At 71.7% G+C, this 17,449-nt stretch carries 13 protein-coding genes; 5 read left to right on the top strand and 8 right to left on the bottom strand.

All coding sequences use genetic code 11. The features are described from left to right. Positions 1-16: 16 nt before the first annotated feature. Positions 17-1,750 (top strand): serine/threonine-protein kinase, encoded by a 1,734-nt coding sequence (locus Mam01_RS10840; protein WP_239101203.1) that lies wholly within the window; start codon positions 17-19, stop codon positions 1,748-1,750. A gap of 67 nt (positions 1,751-1,817) precedes the next feature. On the opposite strand, the gene Mam01_RS10835 is transcribed toward Mam01_RS10840, so the two are convergent. Next, on the bottom strand, positions 1,818-2,258 hold the full coding sequence (locus Mam01_RS10835) for a hypothetical protein (protein WP_204285226.1): 441 nt from the start codon (positions 2,256-2,258) through the stop codon (positions 1,818-1,820). A 176-nt stretch (positions 2,259-2,434) separates the two neighbouring features. On the opposite strand from Mam01_RS10835, the gene Mam01_RS10830 reads away from it, so the two are divergent. Beyond that, complete coding sequence (locus tag Mam01_RS10830; protein WP_204285225.1) at positions 2,435-3,004, top strand: hemerythrin domain-containing protein; 570 nt, start codon at positions 2,435-2,437, stop codon at positions 3,002-3,004. Between the two features lie 177 nt (positions 3,005-3,181). Here the strand turns inward: Mam01_RS10830 and Mam01_RS10825 are convergent, their stop codons facing one another. After that, positions 3,182-4,309, bottom strand: a complete 1,128-nt coding sequence (locus Mam01_RS10825) for a serine hydrolase domain-containing protein (RefSeq protein WP_204285224.1) — start codon at positions 4,307-4,309, stop codon at positions 3,182-3,184. A gap of 60 nt (positions 4,310-4,369) precedes the next feature. Between Mam01_RS10825 and Mam01_RS10820 the strand changes: the two genes are divergently transcribed. Further along, positions 4,370-4,825 (top strand): MarR family winged helix-turn-helix transcriptional regulator, encoded by a 456-nt coding sequence (locus Mam01_RS10820; protein WP_204285223.1) that lies wholly within the window; start codon positions 4,370-4,372, stop codon positions 4,823-4,825. A gap of 36 nt (positions 4,826-4,861) precedes the next feature. Here the strand turns inward: Mam01_RS10820 and Mam01_RS10815 are convergent, their stop codons facing one another. The 3 genes from Mam01_RS10815 to Mam01_RS10805 form a co-directional block, all read right to left on the bottom strand. Next, positions 4,862-7,585, bottom strand: coding sequence for a MinD/ParA family ATP-binding protein (locus tag Mam01_RS10815; protein WP_204285222.1), 2,724 nt, complete (start codon positions 7,583-7,585; stop codon positions 4,862-4,864). Beyond that, positions 7,582-7,992 (bottom strand): hypothetical protein, encoded by a 411-nt coding sequence (locus Mam01_RS10810; RefSeq protein ID WP_204285221.1) that lies wholly within the window; start codon positions 7,990-7,992, stop codon positions 7,582-7,584. Before Mam01_RS10810 ends, Mam01_RS10815 begins: the two co-directional genes overlap by 4 nt. Before the next feature lie 131 nt (positions 7,993-8,123). Further along, positions 8,124-8,777, bottom strand: a complete 654-nt coding sequence (locus Mam01_RS10805) for an HAD family hydrolase (RefSeq protein WP_204285220.1) — start codon at positions 8,775-8,777, stop codon at positions 8,124-8,126. A 67-nt stretch (positions 8,778-8,844) separates the two neighbouring features. Between Mam01_RS10805 and Mam01_RS10800 the strand changes: the two genes are divergently transcribed. After that, positions 8,845-10,377, top strand: a complete 1,533-nt coding sequence (locus Mam01_RS10800) for a gamma-glutamyltransferase family protein (protein WP_204285219.1) — start codon at positions 8,845-8,847, stop codon at positions 10,375-10,377. Between the two features lie 34 nt (positions 10,378-10,411). On the opposite strand, the gene hrpA is transcribed toward Mam01_RS10800, so the two are convergent. From hrpA to ppgK, 3 genes are all read right to left on the bottom strand, one after another. Further along, on the bottom strand, positions 10,412-14,476 hold the full coding sequence (gene hrpA / locus Mam01_RS10795; protein ID WP_204285218.1) for an ATP-dependent RNA helicase HrpA: 4,065 nt from the start codon (positions 14,474-14,476) through the stop codon (positions 10,412-10,414). 432 nt (positions 14,477-14,908) lie between these two features. Continuing rightward, complete coding sequence (locus Mam01_RS37300) at positions 14,909-15,613, bottom strand: winged helix-turn-helix domain-containing protein (RefSeq protein ID WP_275408940.1); 705 nt, start codon at positions 15,611-15,613, stop codon at positions 14,909-14,911. Between the two features lie 585 nt (positions 15,614-16,198). Beyond that, positions 16,199-16,936: a polyphosphate--glucose phosphotransferase gene (ppgK, locus tag Mam01_RS10785; protein WP_204285217.1), complete on the bottom strand. Its 738-nt coding sequence runs from the start codon at positions 16,934-16,936 to the stop codon at positions 16,199-16,201. 151 nt (positions 16,937-17,087) lie between these two features. Between ppgK and Mam01_RS10780 the strand changes: the two genes are divergently transcribed. Then, positions 17,088-17,378, top strand: coding sequence for a hypothetical protein (locus Mam01_RS10780; RefSeq protein WP_150932089.1), 291 nt, complete (start codon positions 17,088-17,090; stop codon positions 17,376-17,378). The last annotated feature ends 71 nt before the right edge of the window (positions 17,379-17,449 follow it).

The following is a 17,449-nucleotide window of genomic DNA, read 5'->3' as shown; positions in this document are numbered from 1 at the left end:
TCGCTACGGTTTGACCATGCTTGCCCCCCTTGAGCCAGAAGACCCGCGCACGCTCGGCGGGTTCCGCCTCGGCGGCCGGCTCGGCGAGGGCGGCCAGGGCGTCGTCTACCTCGGTCACGGGCCGGACGGCGAGCGGGTCGCGGTCAAGGTGCTCAAGACCGGGCTCGACCCCACGGTGCGCGAGCGGCTGGCCCGCGAGCTCGACGCCATGCGCGGCGTCGCCCCCTTCTGCACGGCCAAGGTGATCACGGCGGTCGTCGAGGGGAGCCGGCCGTACATCGTGAGCGAGTTCGTCGACGGCCCCTCGCTCCAGCAGCGGGTGGCCGCCTCGGGCCCGCTGCGCGGCGGCGACCTCGACCGGCTCGCGGTGGGCACGGCGACCGCGCTCGCGGCGATCCACGCCGCGGGGATCGTGCACCGCGACTTCAAGCCGGGCAACGTGCTGCTGGGGCCGGACGGCCCGCGGGTGGTCGACTTCGGCATCGCCCGCCAGGGCGAGAGCCAGACGATCACGGGGGGGCCGGTGGGCACCCTGGCCTACCTGGCGCCCGAGCAGATCGCCGGGCAGGCGGCCACGCCCGCGTCCGACGTTTTCGCGTGGGGAGCCACGATCGTCTTCGCCGCCACCGGCCGCGCGGCCTTCGGCGCCGACAACGTCGCCGCCGTGCTGCACCGGATCATGACGGCCTCCCCCGACCTGACGCCGTTGCCGCCGTCGCTGCGGGCGCTGGTCGAACGGTGCCTGGCGAAGGATCCGGCGCCCCGGCCGTCCGCCCGCGACCTGCTGCTCACACTGGTCGGCGGCGCGCCCGACCCGATGCGCGCGGGTGCCGCCGTGAGCGGCGGAGCCGCCCCGGCCGCCGGCGGCGACCCGTACGGGACGCTCCCGCGCCCGCCGGACGGCGCGCCGGACCCCGGACCGACAGGGCCCGGAGCAGCGGGGACCGGGGTGACGGGGCCCGGAGCAGCGGGGCCCGGAGTGGCGGGGACCGGAGCGACAGGGCCCGGAGTGGCGGGGCCTGGAGCGGCGGTCACGTCTCCCGGCGGCGCGGCCCGCGAGGGCTCGCGCGCCCGCCTCCTGGCCGGGGCGGGCACGGTCGTGGCGGCGCTCGGGATCAGTGCGGCCCTGCTGGTCCCGCGCCTCGCCGCCGCGCCTGACGGCACCTCCCCGGCCACGTCCACAAGCCCGGCGCCGACGAGCGGCACGACCGGCGCGTACCCCACCGGCACGTACCCCACCGGCACGTACCCCACCGGCACGTACCCCACCGGCACGGAGCCGACCGGCACTCAGACGACCGGCGCGGAGACGACCGGCGCGGAGACGACCGGCGCGGAGACGACCGCCTCGCCCGGAGGCGGCTCCACGCCGCCCACTCCCCCTGCCACGACCACGACAGTGGCCGGCATTCCGGCCGCGTTCGCGGGCAAGTGGCAAGGTCACATCGCGCCCGACACCCCGCTGATGGGCGAGTACGACATCGAGATCGAACTGCGGCGGGGCGAGAAGACGGGCAGGTGGAAGGAGCCGGCGAACTCCTGCGAGGGCACGCTGCGGCTGACGGGAGGGCTCACAGGGAGCTCCGGTCCCGCGCTCACCTTCCGCCTGGAGGAGGTGGCCGGATGTGTGCCGGGCGACGTGGTGCTCACCCGGAAGGGCGACGCCCTCGCCTACCGCCACAGCGACGACGCCAAGCTGTTCACCTACACCGGCGACCTCACCAGGAAAAACCAGTATCCATCCACCTGATGAAAGGTCGTCGTGGCGACGGTGGCCCGTCAGCGTCTGCGGCCGGGCCGCCCGTACTTGATCGGCGTCAGGTGGGACGCCGCCTGTGGGTGAAATGCCTCCACAGGGCGTACACGACGATGGCCGCGCCGGCGAGGACGAAGACGGCTGCGTCCTGCCACGCGTGGGAGTCCTCCGGGGCGTAGGCCCTGCCGCCGGCGTAGCGCGCCTTCACGCGGTCTCCGATCCGCGGATCGCTTTCGAGGTCGTCCGTCTCCACCGTCGTCACGCGGGTGCGTCCGTCGTCCGAGACGAAGGAGCCGGTGTAGCGGCACCCTGCCTTGCCGCAGGTGCGGGAGGCGAGGGTGAGGGTGCCGGCCACCCCGCCGCCGTGGGCCGCCTGGTAGGCCGAGGTTATCCCTCGGGCGCTCATCCCCATGATGAAGAGGCCGAACAGGACCAGAATGAGGGTGGCGCGGCGTCTGCCGGCCGCCGAACTCCCGGCATCGTCGCGGTCGCCGTTGTCCACGGCGCGACACTACTCGCCGCCTTTCCGGTGTGAGCCGATTTCGGGCCGATTCGCCCACGGCCGTGAGCGGAGCGCCGGCGAAGGTTGCGACAAGCGGGTGCTCCTACCGGCCGTGACCGGTGTGAGCGGCGGGACGCGGGGTAGTCGCGAGGGCGTCCACGCACGGGAGGAAACCCATGGCAACCGACGTCATCGGCCTGATCAAAGAAGATCACCGAGATGTGGAGTCGCTGTTCGAGCGGCTCCAGAAGATGCCGGAGAACCGTCCGGCTCTGCTCGCGGAGCTGGCGGCGAAGTTCATCGCCCACAGCGAAGGCGAGGAGGACGTGGTCTATCCCCTGCTCGCCCGGCGGCGGCCGGAGGAGAAGGAAGAGGTCCACCACGGGGCCGAGGAGCACCACGAGGCCGAGGAGATGCTCTCGCGACTGCTGGAGGCCGACCCGGAGAGCACGGAGTTCGACACCCTGCTTCAGGAGCTCGTCAAGGCGGTCACCCACCACGTCGAGGAGGAGGAGAACGACATCCTCCCCGTCCTGGAGCAGGCCGTCTCCCTGGAGGAGCGGGTGCGGGCGGGCAAGGCCTTCAGCAGGCGGAAGGCCGAGGTGCTGGCCAAGCCGATCAAGCCGCGCTCCCGCACCAAGGAGGAGCTGCTGCACCAGGCCAAGGAGCTGGAGCTCGAGGGCGCGTCCGGAATGACCAAGGACGAGCTCGTCGCCGCGATCAGGCAGAAGAAGCAGCAGGGCTGAGCCCTCCCGTGTCCCCGCCGCCGACCGGCCCGGAGGTCCTCGCCGTTCTCGCCCTCGCCTGAAGCAGATGCGCACCGATGGCTCGGGCGGGGTGCCGGTCCCTGACGTGCCGGCCGGCGGCCCGGGCTCCCCGGCCCCGCGTGCCGGCCCAGGGGCGGGGGGGCGTACCGGGGCCGGTCACAGGCAGGCGTACAGGGCCGCGACGAGGGGCTCCCACCGCGGGTCGGGTCCGGCAGGGCTCGTGATGAGGTGGCTGGGCGTGTAGGCCAGGGCAACGCCCGCCTCCGGGTCGGCGAAGGCCAGCGCCCCGCCGGATCCGCTGTGGCCGAAGGCGCGCGGGTCCGGCGCGAACGGCCGGATCTCGCAGGGCAGCATGTAGCCGAGGGCGAACCTGGTATCGGCGAGCAGCACCTCGTCGCGCCCCTCGCTGCGCGGCTCGACGGCCCGGCCGAGCACGTCCGCGCTCAGGATCTCGCCCACCACGAGCCGGCCGTACAGGGTGGCCAGGGCCCGTGCGTGCGCATGTCCGTTGGACGCGGGTATCTCGGCGGAGCGCCAGCGCGCGGTGTTGACCAGGCCGGGCGTGAGCTGCTCCGGCGGGTTGCAGAAGGCCTTCATGGTGATCGAGCCGGGATCGGCCATGGCCGACGCCAGCGCCGGCGCTGCGGCGTCCTGCCCGCCCTCCTGCCCACCCTGCCCGGCCTCCTCCGGGGGCGCCAGGTAGGCCGCTCTGCCCGCCTGGGCGGCGGGCAAGCCGATCGACAGGCCGGGCACGCGCAACTCGTCGCGGACCAGATCACGCACCGGCCGTCCCCCGATCCGGCGCAGCACCTCTCCGACGAGCCAGCCGAAGGTCACCGCGTGGTATCCGTGCCGCTCGCCGGGCGACCACCACGGGGTCTCCGCGGCGAGCGCGCCGGTCATGGCGTTCCAGTCGAACAGCGAGCCCGGCGGCAGAGTGCGGCGGACGGCGGGCAGCCCCGACCGGTGCGCCAGCAGGTCGGCGACGGTGGTCGGGGTGGCGAAGCCCGGCCAGTAGCGGGCCACCGGGGCGTCGAGGTCGAGCAGCCCGCGCTGGGCGTACAGGTGCGCGAGCGTCGCGAGCACGCCCTTGGACGCGGAGAACACGTTCACGACCGTGTCGCGCTCCCAGGCACGGTGGCCGTCCCGGTCGGCCGTGCCGTGCCAGAGGTCCACCACCAGGCGCCCGCCCGCGTAGACGGCGACGGCGGCTCCGCCCGGCCGCCCCTCGCACACCTTCCGGAACGCCTCGGCGACGGGCCGGAACGCCGGATCACACCACATCACAGCTCCAATTATCAACCATGGTTGCGAAACCTAGGTTGAGTATTTGAGGATCGTCCCGTGGTGTCAAGTGACCTGACCCTGCTGTTCACCGCCCTCACCGCGGCCTGCGACGCCGAGGTGCGCGCCCGGATGGCCGCGGCCGGGCACGACCGGGTGCGCACGGTGCACGGATACGTGTTCCAGCACCTGCTCCAGGGGCCCGTACGGGTCTCCGACCTGGCCGGGCTGCTCGGCATGACCCCCCAGGGCGCGTCAAAGGTGGCGGCCGAGATGGAACGCGTCGGCTACGTCGCGCGCCGGACCGATCCCGGCGACCAGCGGGCGCGGATGATCGAACTCACGCCGTACGGCCGGGCCGCGATCGAGGCGGGCCGTGCCGCCCGCGCCGAGATGTCCGCCGGGATGCTCGGCCTCCTCGACGCCCCGGAGGAGTTCCTGGCGTCGCTCGACCGGCTCGCCCGGGAGACCGGCGCCCTGAACGACCTGCTCTCCCGCCGGCTTCGACCACAATGAACAGACCCTGACTCCGGACGGCCGGTAAGGACCGCGTCAGTCGAGATTGTTGCGCTGCCGGACGAGGTTGGCGATGGCCAGGATCTTCGGACGGCCCGCTGCCTTGAACGACAGACCGTGACGGAAGATCTCGGGGATCCAGTACTGGTCCTCCTCTCGGAAGACGACTCCGTTGGCGGCCAGGAGATCGAGATCCTCGCCCGAGAGGCCGACGATCTCGGGACTGAAAGGGATCTTCTTCTTCTCCGCGCTCAGGCCGTCCAGCCGATTGAGGAGCTCTCCGACCTGCGGACTCTCCGCCCCGATCGCTGCGATCTTCTCCCGGCTGCATCTGACCAGCGCGTTCCGCATGGCGGATGGCGTCAGCAGCCGATCCGACCACCGGCTGTCATCCTCGGAGATGTCCGCGGACTCCGCGATGAAGATGACGATGTCACGCGCCTGAATCTGCCCGGTGAAGTCGGAGAGCGCAGCGAGGAACCAGCCGTCCGACCTCGCCTCCCGGGAGCGGGGCGATCCCATTTTCTCGCCCCAGACAGGTATGAGCCGCCTGCTCAGATCCTTGTCCGTCGCCTTGGCCACCTCTTCGGACGACAGGCGAGGGAGGCTTCCGGAGCGATGGGCTGTCCACAGGGCGAGCCGCAGCGCCTCCGCAGGATTCCATTTGAGCTCGTACTCGCTGTATCGGGCGAGAAATTGGTTGTAGTTCTGCCGTACCGCCGCCTGGACGAGATCCCGGCGCACGAAGATGACCAGACCGAGTGGCCGGCCCCTCAAGCTGCGCAGCCAGTCGAGGCAGTCGACCATGAGCACCCGAAGCGCCTGCCGCTGCGCCTCACTTCGAGCGAAATCCTGCAGCAGGTCCTCGAGCCCGTCGATGAGAAAGATCCGCGAGTCGCCGTGGGCGAAGTCGGCCAGTTTCCGCTCCACGTCGGCGGGCTCGGCATCGATGCCCACGGCTCGAGCCATACACGTGAGCCAGATTCGCCGCCAATCCGAGTCGGAGAGCTGCGAACGCAACGCCCGATCGATCAGATCGCGCAGTTCCAGTTGACTCGCCGGCTCCGCCGCCGAGGAGATGCAGGCGTCGCACTGAATCGCCCTTATTCGCTGATAAGCGTCGTCCTTCAGATTCTTGGATATGAGAACGGGAGCCAGCAAGGCCTGCAGCGAGACCCCCGGAACGCCGACGTCGGCTGCGTAGTCGCGCCAGGTCCGCCGGAAGCACATCTGGATCTGGGTGAACGTCTTGCCGGACCCCTTGGCACCCGCCACCACGCACAGGGGCGGCTCGGTCCGGTGGGAGGTCAAAAGGTTCCGGAGTGACTCCGTCGGCAGGAACGCCGTGTCGTCAGCGGTCTCGGCGTACGCGAGCCGCCGGGCGAAGTCTCCGAGCCGTCCCCGGAGCGCCGCCAGATGCTCATCCGGGCCAAAAGGCGACACAGGTGGCGCCTGAGGCATGAACGCGGGCTCTTCCGATCTGCTCAGTTCGTCCGCGAGTGGGGCCATGGTGTGGTGGAGCCGCTGCCGACGCACCAGATCAACGACGGCCTCCCACGACGAGGGAAGCGCCAGGAGACCATCCTGGAACACGCTCAGTATCGGTTCCAGTGTGACGTCCCCATCGACCACCCGGTCCTCGCTCTCCAGGCTGCCCGGCTCGAGCGTCTTGGAGATCACGTCACGCAGCATCGCCGCGGCCTCTACGGCGAGTTCGCCGTGGCCCTGCGGATGGAACTGGGTGATGACCGCCGCGCTCGCGGGATCCTCGGCGCGTGAGGGGGCCCTCCTGCCGAGTTCCTGGATGGTGCGGGCAGTACCGGTCAGTGCTTGGTTGCTGACTGTGGTGACGAAGATTCTCTGCACCCGGGGGTCGAGGAGCACCGGGGCCGACAGCTCACTGCCGCCGGCGCGCAGGTCGATCAGAACCGCCCGCGCCTCAAGATGATGAGCGAGTTGACCCAGGGACTCCGTCAGGTAGTAGATCGACCGTTCGGGGGTCAGCAGGTCGGTGGGCTGGATGCGCGGCGGGGCGATGTCCTGCGGCGTGCGCCTGGTCGGCATGACGATCACATTGTCGATCGTCTGATTCGGCAGATAGGCCGACCCGAGCGTCACCGCGTCGTCGGGCCGCCCGTCCTCCGACGCGTGCAGTAGCGACAGGAAGTCTTCGTAGGCGAAGTCCACGCGACGACCATGAGCGGTGAACATCCAGGTGATCCCGGGCGCCTCCAGATCGGCGTCGACCAGGAGCACTCGCTCACCACGCTGGGCGATGGCCTCGGCGAGGGCGACTCCGTGCAGCGTGCGCCCCACTCCGCCCTTGAAGGAGTGCAGAGCGGCGATCCGCACGTCGCCCTGAAAGGGACCACCAGGTGGAGGCAGCGGCCGGCCGAGGGAACGGACGATCCGACGCTCCCGCCATCGCGGCTCTCGCCTTGGCGGGTCGGGCTCCCGATGCCGGACCATGATCGGAAGCAGCCGGTTGGACAACCGCCCTGGGACGTCGTCGAGCCGGAGTGCGGCGACCTCCTCGTCGCGCACGATCGAGCCCACGCCGAACTTCTCCCCCAGCCAGGAGAGCGCCTCTTCACGCGATGCGCTGGGACTGACGGTCAGCTCCACTCCGTCCCAGAACGCGTCGCACTCGTGCAGCCAGTGGGGCCACTGATCGCGAACAGCCAGATTCGCGAGATGCGCGTCGACGTCAACCCAGGTGTAGAGACGCTCCGGGACCGATGTCTCATCGGGCACGATCATGTCCTCAATTCTCGCCGACACCAGTCCAGCAGCTCACGCAGCACGGTCAGCGCCTCCTGCTGCTGGTCCTTCCGCAGGGGGTGGCCGTATCGCCACGCCTGGTGCAGATCGCCGAATGCCACCTGTCCAGGTGTGTTCTGGCTCGCGCAGGGCCGCATCCGCCTGCACAGGGAAGGAGGGAGTCTCAGTTCCTTGGCCAACCGGTGCAGATCGTGGTTTCTCAGGTGCTCGGGGAGCTGCGTGGTGGACCGCAGACCGAGGCGGTCCAGAATGGCGGCTTTCATGCCGCATTCCGCGCCATAGAAGGTGAGAAGAGCCGCCGGCGCGTTGTCCGGCATCGACAGCGCGGCTTCTCTCTGGAGAGAGAAGCTCCCGCGTAGCTGGCTCCTGCCGACGTCCACAGACACAGCGTGATCGTAGTACTACTCACTGTGCCCGACAGGTCCTTTGGTCGCTTTCTGTGACGATCCCCGCCAGGGACGTCACCGGCGGGCGGGAAAGGTCACGTGCACTCGGTCGACCTGAGCGGTGCAAGAGGTCAGGTGAGCGTGGGGACCAGGTGAGCGAGGTCGGTGAGTCCGTCGACGACCAGGTCGGCGCGGGCGGCTTCGGGGCGGGCGGCGTGCAGATGGCCCCAGGGGCCCCGGCGCAGCAGGGCGGTTCGCATCCCCGCCGCCGCGGCCGGGAGGACGTCGTTGTCGAGGCGGTCGCCCACGTAGAGGATCTCCCCCGGCTCGTGCCCGCACACGGCCGCGACCTTGGCGAAGAACGCGGGGTCGGGCTTCTCCACGTTCCAGGCGGCGGAGGTGTGGACCCCGTCGACCGGCAGGTCCATCGCGACCAGCGCGTCGTAGGCCTGGGGCGGCTGGTTGCCCGCGACGACCAGGTCGTACCCCGCCGCGCGCAGCGCCGAGAGGCCGGGCCGGACGTCGGGGTACAGGTCGTCGGCGTCGAAGTTCTCGCGCAGCCCGGCCGGGTCCTCGCGCCGCCACGACTCGATCTCGGCCTCGACGTCGATCCCCGGCCTGACCAGCTCGAACGCCTCCCGGTGGCTTCGGTCGAGGGCCGCCATGCCGCCGAGGACGCCCATGAAGGTCAGGCGCGGCACGCCCAGCCGGTCGGCCCACCGCGACCAGATCCGGGTCTCGTCGATGAGCGTCTCCCCCACGTCGAACACGAGCGCCCGGACCATGACCATCCCATCCCTTACGTCCTGATTGACGGCAGCCACTCTACGGCGTGCCGTACGATCACCGGTCGTGAGCGAGACGCGGTACGCCCTGAACGGCATGGTGTGCACGGCCGACCACCTGGCCTCCGCGGCGGGTGTCGCGATGCTCGACCGGGGCGGCAACGCGGCGGACGCCGCCCTCGCCGCGGCCGCCGTGCTGGCGGTCACCGCCCCGCACATGTGCGGCCTCGGCGGCGACCTGTTCGCGCTCGTCCACGACGGCGCCGTGTCCGCGCTCAACGCGTCCGGACGGGCGGGATCGGGCGCGGACCCCGCCCGGCTGCGGGCGGAGGGCCGTGCCCGCATGCCGCACCTGTTCGACGTCCGGTCGGTCCCGGTGCCGGGCTGCGCGGACGGATGGCTGGCGCTGCACGAGCGGTACGCCCGCCTGCCGCTCGCCGACCTGCTGGCCCCGGCGATCCGCCACGCGACCGGCGGCTTTCCCGCCTCGCCGCTGCTGGGGCCGACGGCCGACTTCGTCGGTACGCTCGCCGGAGCCGGCGACTTCGCGGCCGTACGGCGCACCGGAGACGTGGTCCGCCGCCCGGGGGTAGCCAGGGCGCTCGCCGCGCTCGCCGAAGGCGGCCGGGCCGCGTTCTACCAGGGCGAGTTCGGCGAGGGGCTGCTGGCGCTGGGCGGCGGTGAGTACACCGCCGACGACCTGGCCCGGCCGAACGCCGACTGGGTGGAGCCGCTGGAGATCGAGGTGTTCGGGCACCGCGTCTGGACGACGCCGCCGAACTCGCAGGGCTACCTGCTGCTGCTCGCGCTGGAGATCCTCGCCGGGCTCGGCCCGCCCGCCGATCCCGCGGACCCGGGCTGGGCACACCTGCTGGTGGAGTCGGCCAGGGCGGCCGGGCACGACCGCCTCGGCGTGCTGCACGAGACGGCCGTCGCGCCCCTGGAGACGGCGGCCGCCCGGCGGGCCCTGGTGGATCCCGGGCGCCGCTCCCCGCTGCCCGCCGCCCCCGCCGCGTCCGGCGACACGACGTACCTGTGCGCGGTGGACGGTGACGGCATGGGCGTCTCGCTGATCCAGTCGAACGCGTCGGGATTCGGCAGCCTGCTCTTCGAGCCGAACACCGGCATCAACCTGCACAACCGCGGCATCGGCTTCTCGCTCACGCCCGGTCATCCCGCGGAGTACGGCCCGGGCCGCCGGCCACCCCACACCCTGTGCCCGGCGCTGGTCACCCGGCCGGACGGGACCCTGCGCGCGGTCCTCGGCACGATGGGCGGGGACGCCCAGCCACAGATCCTGCTGCAGGTCGTCACCCGGCTCCTCCTGCACGGGCAGACGCCGGCGGAGGCCGTCGGCTCCCCCCGGTGGCGGCTGAACGGCGGCGACACCGGCTTCGACACCTGGCGGTCCGATCAGGGGGTCGAGGTCGAGGAGGGGGCGCCGTGGGCGGACGGCCTGCGCGAGCGCGGCCATCCGGTCGAGACGACCGCGTACGGCACGGACTTCGGGCACGCCCACCTGATCGACCTGCTCCCGTCGGGCATGCTCGCCGGAGCGGCCGACCCCCGCGCCCTCATCGGCGCCGCGCTGGGCCGCTGAAAGCGGCCGCTGAAGCCCGCCGGGGTGGCTGGGGTCACCCGGACCGGGCGGCGGACTCCGCCTGCTCCATGGCCTTGCGGATGCGCTTCTCGGAGACCGGCGTGGGGGTGCCGAGCTGCTGGGCGAAGAAGCTCACCCGCAGCTCCTCGATCATCCATCGGATGTCCCGTACGGCCCTGGCGTCCCGCTCGGCGGGCTTCAGCCTGTCGAGCAGGTCGCGGTAGTCGTCCTCGACGTCGTGCACCCGGTGCATCCACTCGCGGTCGCGGCCGGGGTCGTCGGGGAGCTTGTCCAGCCGCCGCTCGACCGCGCGCAGGTAGCGGAGCACGTCCGGCAGCCGGTCGTACCCCGTCTCGGTGACGAACCCCGCGTGGACCAGCGCGTCGAGCTGGTCGCGGACGTCGGCGGCGAGGTCGGCGACGGCGCCGCCCAGCGCGTCGAGCCGCGTCTGCGCGGTGTGCCACACCGCGAGCACGCGCTCCACCCGGGTGACGACCTCCTCCGTCGTCTCGAACAGCGAGGCGCGCACGTGGTCGCGCAGCCCCTCGAAGGCGGCCTCGTCCCACGCGGGCCCGCCCGCCTCGGCGATCAGCCGGTCGGCCGCGCACTCCGTGCAGTCGTCGAACAGGGCGGCGGCGCCGCCGTGCGGGCTGCGGCTGAGGGCGAGCTTCTGCGCGGTGGTGAGGCCGCGCAGGATGGCCTTGGCCGGGCTGACCACGGTGAGCAGCACCAGCCGCCGGGTGCCCGCCCACATGGCCTGGTCCCGCTCCACCTCGGTGTCGAACATCCGGACCGCGACGCTGCCGCCCTCGTCCACCAGGGCCGGGTACGCGCGCATCCTGCCCTGCTCGAACACCTTCGGCAGGGTGCCGATGGTCCAGCTCCGCAGGCCGTCGCGCTCCAGGTCGTCGGCGGCCCTCGACAGGGTGGCGCGCAGCTTCGAGGCGAGCCGCCGCTTGAGGGCCTCCAGGTCCTTGTCCTCGTCCACCGTGCGCCTGCGGTCGTCGACCACCCGGTAGGTGATCCGCAGGTGCGCGGGCAACTGGTCGAGGGCCCACGCGTCGCGCGGGATCGCCACCCCGGTCATCGCGTGCAGCTCGCGCTCCAGCGCGCCGAGGATGGGCTCGCCGCCCGCCCGTACGCGTTCCAGCACGGCCTTGGCGTAGTTGGGGGCGGGCACGAAGTTGCGGCGCAGGTTCTTCGGCAGCGACCTGATGAGAGCGGTGACGAGGTCCTCGCGCAGACCCGGGATCTGCCAGTCGAAGCCCTCCGGCTCCACCTGGTTGAGCACGGCGAGCGGGATGTGGACGGTCACGCCGTCCGCCTCCCCCGTCTCCGGGGCGCCGGGCTCGAACCGGTAGGTGAGCCGCATCCGCTGGCCGTTCTGCCGCCAGGCGTCGGGGTAGTCGCGGGCGCTGACCCCGGCGCTGTCGTTGACCAGCATCTCCTGGGTGAACGTCAGCAGGTCGGGCGTCTCGCGGGACGCCTTCTTCCACCAGCTGTCGAAGTGCCGGCCCGAGACCACCTCGGCGGGGATCCGCTGCTCGTAGAAGTCGAACAGCGTCTCGTCGTCCACGAGGATGTCGCGGCGGCGGGCCTTCTCCTCCAGCCGCCCGACCTCGTCGAGCAGCTTGCGGTTGTCGTGGAAGAACCTGTGGTGGGTCCGCCAGTCGCCCTCGACCAGCGCGTGCCGGATGAACAGCTCACGGCTGAGCTCGGGGTCGATGCGGCCGTAGTTGACCTTCCGCTCGGTCACGATCGGCACGCCGTAAAGGGTGACCTTCTCCAGCGCGACGACGGCGGCCTGGTCCTTCTCCCAGTGCGGCTCGCTGTAGGTGCGCTTGACGAGGTGCTGGGCGAGCGGCTCGATCCACTCGGGCTCGATCTTGGCGTTGACCCGGGCCCACAGCCGGGAGGTCTCGACCAGCTCGGCCGACATGACCCACTGCGGCTGCGTCTTCGCCAGGGCCGAGCCGGGGAAGATCGCGAAGCGGGCGTTGCGGGCGCCGATGTACTCGGTGAGCGGCCGGCGCGGGCCGTCCTGCCTGCGCTTGGCCTCGACGTCCTTGACGCCGATGTGCGACAGCAGGCCGGCCAGCAGCGACTCGTGCACGCGCCGGGGGTCGGCGGGCGCGCTGTTCGGCACGACGTTCAGCGTCCGCGCCACCTGGCGGAGCTGGCTGTCGATGTCCTGCCACTCCCGTACGCGCAGGTAGTTGAGGAACTCGGCCTTGCAGAGCCGCCGGAACGCGCTCGACGACAGCTCCTTCTGCCGCTCGCGCAGGTAGTTCCAGAGGTTCAGATAGGTCAGGAAGTCGGATTCCTTGTCCGCGAAGCGGCGGTGCTTCTCGTCGGCCGCCTGCTGCTTGTCGGCCGGCCGCTCGCGCGGGTCCTGGATGGACAGCGCGGCCGCGATGATCATCACTTCGCGGGCGCAGCCGTTCTTCTCCGCCTCCAGCACCATCCGGGCGAGCCGGGGGTCGACGGGCAGCTGGGCCAGCCTGCGTCCCACCGGGGTGAGCTGCGGCCCCTGGCCGGCCTCGCGCCCCGGACCCCGGAGTCCTCGGCCGCCCCGACCGCCCCCCCGTCCGCCTCGTCCTCCGTCCCTTTCGACGCTCCGCTCGCCGTCCCGCTCGCCGTCCAGCTCGGCGCTCTGGTCGGCGCTCTGGTCGGCACTGCGTTCGGCGCCGCGGTCGGCGAGCGCGCCCAGCTCGACCAGCAGGTTGACGCCGTCCCTGATCTGGCGGCTGTCCGGCGGCTCCACGAACGGGAACGCCGCGATGTCGCCCAGGCCCAGCGAGGTCATCTGCAGAATGACGCTCGCCAGGTTCGTACGGAGGATCTCCGGGTCGGTGAACTCGGGTCGGGAGAGGAAGTCCTCCTCCGAGTAGAGGCGGATGCAGACACCGTCGGACGTACGGCCGCAGCGGCCCTTGCGCTGGTTGGCCGAGGCCTGGGAGACCGGCTCGATCGGCAGCCGCTGCACCTTCAGCCGGTGGCTGTACCGGGAGATCCGCGCCGTTCCGGGATCGACCACGTATTTGATGCCCGGCACGGTCAGCGAGGTCTCGGCGACGTTGGTGGACAGCACGATCCGGCGGCCCCGGTGAGACTGGAACACCCGGTGCTGCTCGGCGGCCGTCAGCCGCGCGTACAGCGGGAGGACCTCCTCCGGGCGTCCCTTCAGCGCGTCGGCGGTGTCGCGGATCTCCCGCTCGCCGCTGAGGAAGACCAGGATGTCGCCCGGCCCTTCGGCGCACAGCTCGTCCACCGCGTCGACGATGGCCTGGGTCTGGTCGTCGTCCTCGTCGATCGGGCGGTAACGCACCTCGACGGGGTAGGTCCGGCCGGACACCTCCACGATCGGCGCCGGGTCGCCGCCCGGAGCGGCGAAGTGCCGGGCGAAGCGCTCGGGGTCGATGGTCGCGGAGGTGATGACGACCTTGAGATCGGGCCGCCGGGGAAGGAGCTGGCGGATGTAGCCGAGGATGAAGTCGATGTTGAGGCTGCGTTCGTGCGCCTCGTCGATGATCAGCGTGTCGTACTGCAGCAGGAGCGGGTCGGTCTGCATCTCCGCGAGGAGGATGCCGTCGGTCATCAGCTTGACGAGCGTCCCGTCGCTGGAGTGGTCGGTGAAGCGGACCTTGTAGCCGACCGCCGATCCGAGGTCGATCGACAGCTCCTCGGCGATGCGCTCGGCGACCGTGCGGGCGGCGATGCGGCGCGGCTGCGTGTGCCCGATGACCCCGTGGACACCCCGGCCCAGCTCCAGGCAGATCTTGGGGATCTGGGTGGTCTTGCCCGAGCCGGTCTCTCCGGCCACGATCACGACCTGGTGGTCCCTGATGGCCGCGAGCAGGTCGTCCTTGTGCTTGCTGACCGGGAGATCGGGGGGATAGCTGATGGCCGGCACGGCCGCGCGGCGCTCGGCCACGCGGCGTTCGGCGGCCTCCACGTCCCCCGCGATCTCCTGGACGACGGACTGGCGGGAGGCGCGGTCGCGGACCCGGCGCATGCCGTCGATACGGCGGCGCAGCCTGCGCTGGTCGCGCAGCATCAGATCGGGGATACGGCCCTGGAGATCGGCGAGCGTGTTCATTCCAGGCTCAAGGATAGGCAACGCCCCCGGCCGATCTGCCAGCCGTTTTCGATCCGCGCGGCGGGGGGCCCGCCAGAGGAGGCCGCCGAGGGCCGGCCGGGCACCCCCGCCACGGCCGGCCACGGCAGGCCCGCAGTGGGCCCGCAGTGGGCTCACGGGCCGGTCAGGGCCCATGCCCGGTCATCACGGCACCGATGGCAGACGCCCCAGACGGAGCCTCGGACAGCGGCCCCGGACAGCGACCACAGACAGCGACCCCAGACGGCGGCCCCAAACAGACGGAGGCCTCGGACGGACGCCCTAGAAGGACGCCTCGGACAGCGGCCTCAGACGGCGACCCCAGCGGCGACTTCGGTGATGACCCCAGACGGCGACCTCAGATGGCGGCCCCAGGCCCAGACGGCGGCCCGGTGGCGACTTCGGTGGTGAACTTCAGTGGCGGCGCGGGGGTTGGTACTTGTATCCCACGTTCCGGACGGTGACGATCCGGCCCGCGTGCCTGCCGAGCTTGCGGCGCAGCCGCAGCACGTGCACGTCGACCGTGCGCCCGCCCTCCTCGTCGTACCGGTCCCAGACGGCCGCCATGAGCTGGCGGCGGTTGTAGACCCGGCCCGGCGCCGAGGTGAGGTAGTCGAGGAGCTCGAACTCCCGGTAGGTGAGCTCGATCTCCTCGCCACCGCTGCGGGCCACCCGCGCGGTGCGGTCCAGGACCAGTTCCCCCTCCGCGGGGGACGCGGCGGAGAACTCGTGCCACGCCGGTCCGGATGGCCGCTCCCGCGTGGCCGGCGCCTCGGAGGAGCCGGCGGACGGCGGCCCGCCCGCGATGGAGGACGCGGTGGAGGACGCGGTGGACAGCGGCCCGCCCGCGATGGCGGCCCCGGCGAACTCGACGGCCGCCCGGGCCGTCCTGCTCATCGTGTCGCTCTCCACGGCGGCGCTCTCCTCGGCGGCCGGACGGGGCGTCCGGGCCGGTACGTCCAGGGAGCTGTCGGCGGGCACGAGATAGCCCACGATCATCAGCGCGGCTCCGGTGCCCGGCACGGGAAGCACACCGAGCACGGAGCCCTGCCCGGGGTCGGGGGGCTCATGGCCGTGCTCGTAGCCCTGTACGCCGGATTCGATCACATTCTGGGACATGTCGCTTCTCCTCGCCTGTCACGTAAGGGCCTGTCGCGTACGGAACGCCTGTCTTACGGAATGGTGGTGACACACTCGCCGGCGATTCGCCGGCAGGCGGTCAACAAGCGGCGGCGCAGACGCGCAGCAGGTCGATGTGCCGGCGCTGGGTCAACCCACCCGAGAAGCTCATGAGTCAATCATGACAGCAAGAATACCCGCTGTCCAGGTAGGAATAAGGGAGATCTATCGCTCGGGGTAAGCGTGCACGGGGCTGGGGGGCGCAGAGCCGCCAACTCAGTGCAGGCAACTCAGTGCTGGCGACCCAACTCAGGCCGACCGAGCGCAGGCGAGCCCAGGACAGCCAACTCAGCGCAGGCAAACTCAGCGGAGGCGCAGCGCGGGCCGACTCAGCGGAGGGCAGGCACAGAGCAGGCCGACCCAGGGCAGGCCGACCCAGGGCAGGCCGACTCAGGGCAGGCCGACTCAGGGCAGGCCGACCCCGGCCAGGCCGACCCCGGCCAGGCCGACTCAGGGCAGGCCGACCCCGGCCAGGCCGACCCCGGCCAGGCCGACCCAGGGCGGGCTGACCCCGGCCAGGCCGACTCAGGACAGGCGCGCGGGCCCCGCGGCGGCCATCGCGGCGCCGATGATCCCGGCCTCGTTCAGCAGCACGGCCGGCACCACGGGGGTGTCCCCAAGATGGACGTGCGGCAGGAACTTCTCCGCCTTCTTGCTCACGCCCCCGCCGACGACGATCAGGGTGGGAGACAGCAGGTCGCGCATGTGCGCGAGGTACTCCTCGACACGTTCGGCCCACTTGTCCCAGTCGAGGTCCTCCTCCTCGCGCACCCGGTCGGAGGCGCGGTGCTCGGCCTCCTTGCCGCGGATCTCGATGTGGCCGAACTCGGTGTTGGGCACCAGACGGCCGTCCACGAACAGCGCGCTGCCGATGCCGGTGCCGAAGGTCAGCATCAAAACCACCCCGGGCCTGCCCCGCCCCGCGCCGAACGTCATCTCGGCGACCCCGGCCGCGTCGGCGTCGTTGAGGACGACCGACTGGTCGCCGAACAGGTCGGCGCCCTTCACCCCGATCCAGGACTTGTCCACGTTGGCGGCCGTACGGATGACGCCGTCGAGGACCACCCCGGGGAAGGTGACGCCGATCGGGCCGGTCCAGGAGAAGTGGTCCACGATCGCCTGCACCGCCGCGGCCACGGCCCCCGGCGAGGAGGGACGCGGCGTCGGGACACGCAGGCGCTCGCGGGTGAGCGTCCCGGTGAGCGTGTCCACGGTGGCGCCCTTGATGCCCGAGCCGCCGATGTCGATGCCCAGAACTTCCATGACTTCCCTCCCGGTCCGGCTCCACGGCTACCCCGTCGGCCTCTCCTCATGCGCGGTCGCGAGTATCGCACGCCGTCACGGGTGCGGCGGGTTACGTCAGAAGAGGCCGGGTAGCCCACAAAGAGGGGCAAATCACCACAAGGGGGACACCATGATCAAGACGCTCCACAAGATAGGGCTCCGCTCCAACATGATGTACGGCGCGGCGTTCGGGTCGATCGGCATGTCGATCGCCTCCTGGATCCTCTCGAACAAATACGAGCAGGCGGGCATCGAACGCGCGGACCGCTGGGCGCTGTTCGTCGGCGAGTGGGCCCCGACCTTCTTCGCGATGGGCATCGCCCTGCAACTTGAGGAGATGTCCGAGGAGAAGGGGCGCGAGACCCCCGAGTGGCAGGAGCAGAGCAGCGACATCCGCCGCCCCACCCGCGCAGGCGTCTAGCACTCGGCCGGGAGCTCCGCGAGCGGCCCGGAGGGACCGGACGGCCCCTCCGGGCCGCCCCGTGTCCACAC

The organism is Microbispora amethystogenes (genome assembly GCF_016863015.1).
GTDB classification, from domain to species: Bacteria; Actinomycetota; Actinomycetes; order Streptosporangiales; family Streptosporangiaceae; genus Microbispora; species Microbispora amethystogenes.
This window is presented reverse-complemented; position numbering and strand designations above follow the sequence as displayed.

Coding starts and splice junctions, on each gene's coding strand:
- hrpA (WP_204285218.1), bottom strand. CDS start 14,476: ATGAACACGCTCGCCGATCTCCAGGGCCGTATCCCCGATCTGATGCTG.
- Mam01_RS10780 (WP_150932089.1), top strand. CDS start 17,088: ATGATCAAGACGCTCCACAAGATAGGGCTCCGCTCCAACATGATGTAC.
- Mam01_RS10825 (WP_204285224.1), bottom strand. CDS start 4,309: ATGTGGTGTGATCCGGCGTTCCGGCCCGTCGCCGAGGCGTTCCGGAAG.
- Mam01_RS10840 (WP_239101203.1), top strand. CDS start 17: ATGCTTGCCCCCCTTGAGCCAGAAGACCCGCGCACGCTCGGCGGGTTC.
- Mam01_RS37300 (WP_275408940.1), bottom strand. CDS start 15,613: ATGTCCCAGAATGTGATCGAATCCGGCGTACAGGGCTACGAGCACGGC.
- ppgK (WP_204285217.1), bottom strand. CDS start 16,936: ATGGAAGTTCTGGGCATCGACATCGGCGGCTCGGGCATCAAGGGCGCC.
- Mam01_RS10805 (WP_204285220.1), bottom strand. CDS start 8,777: ATGGTCCGGGCGCTCGTGTTCGACGTGGGGGAGACGCTCATCGACGAG.
- Mam01_RS10815 (WP_204285222.1), bottom strand. CDS start 7,585: ATGATCGTGCCCGATGAGACATCGGTCCCGGAGCGTCTCTACACCTGG.
- Mam01_RS10830 (WP_204285225.1), top strand. CDS start 2,435: ATGGCAACCGACGTCATCGGCCTGATCAAAGAAGATCACCGAGATGTG.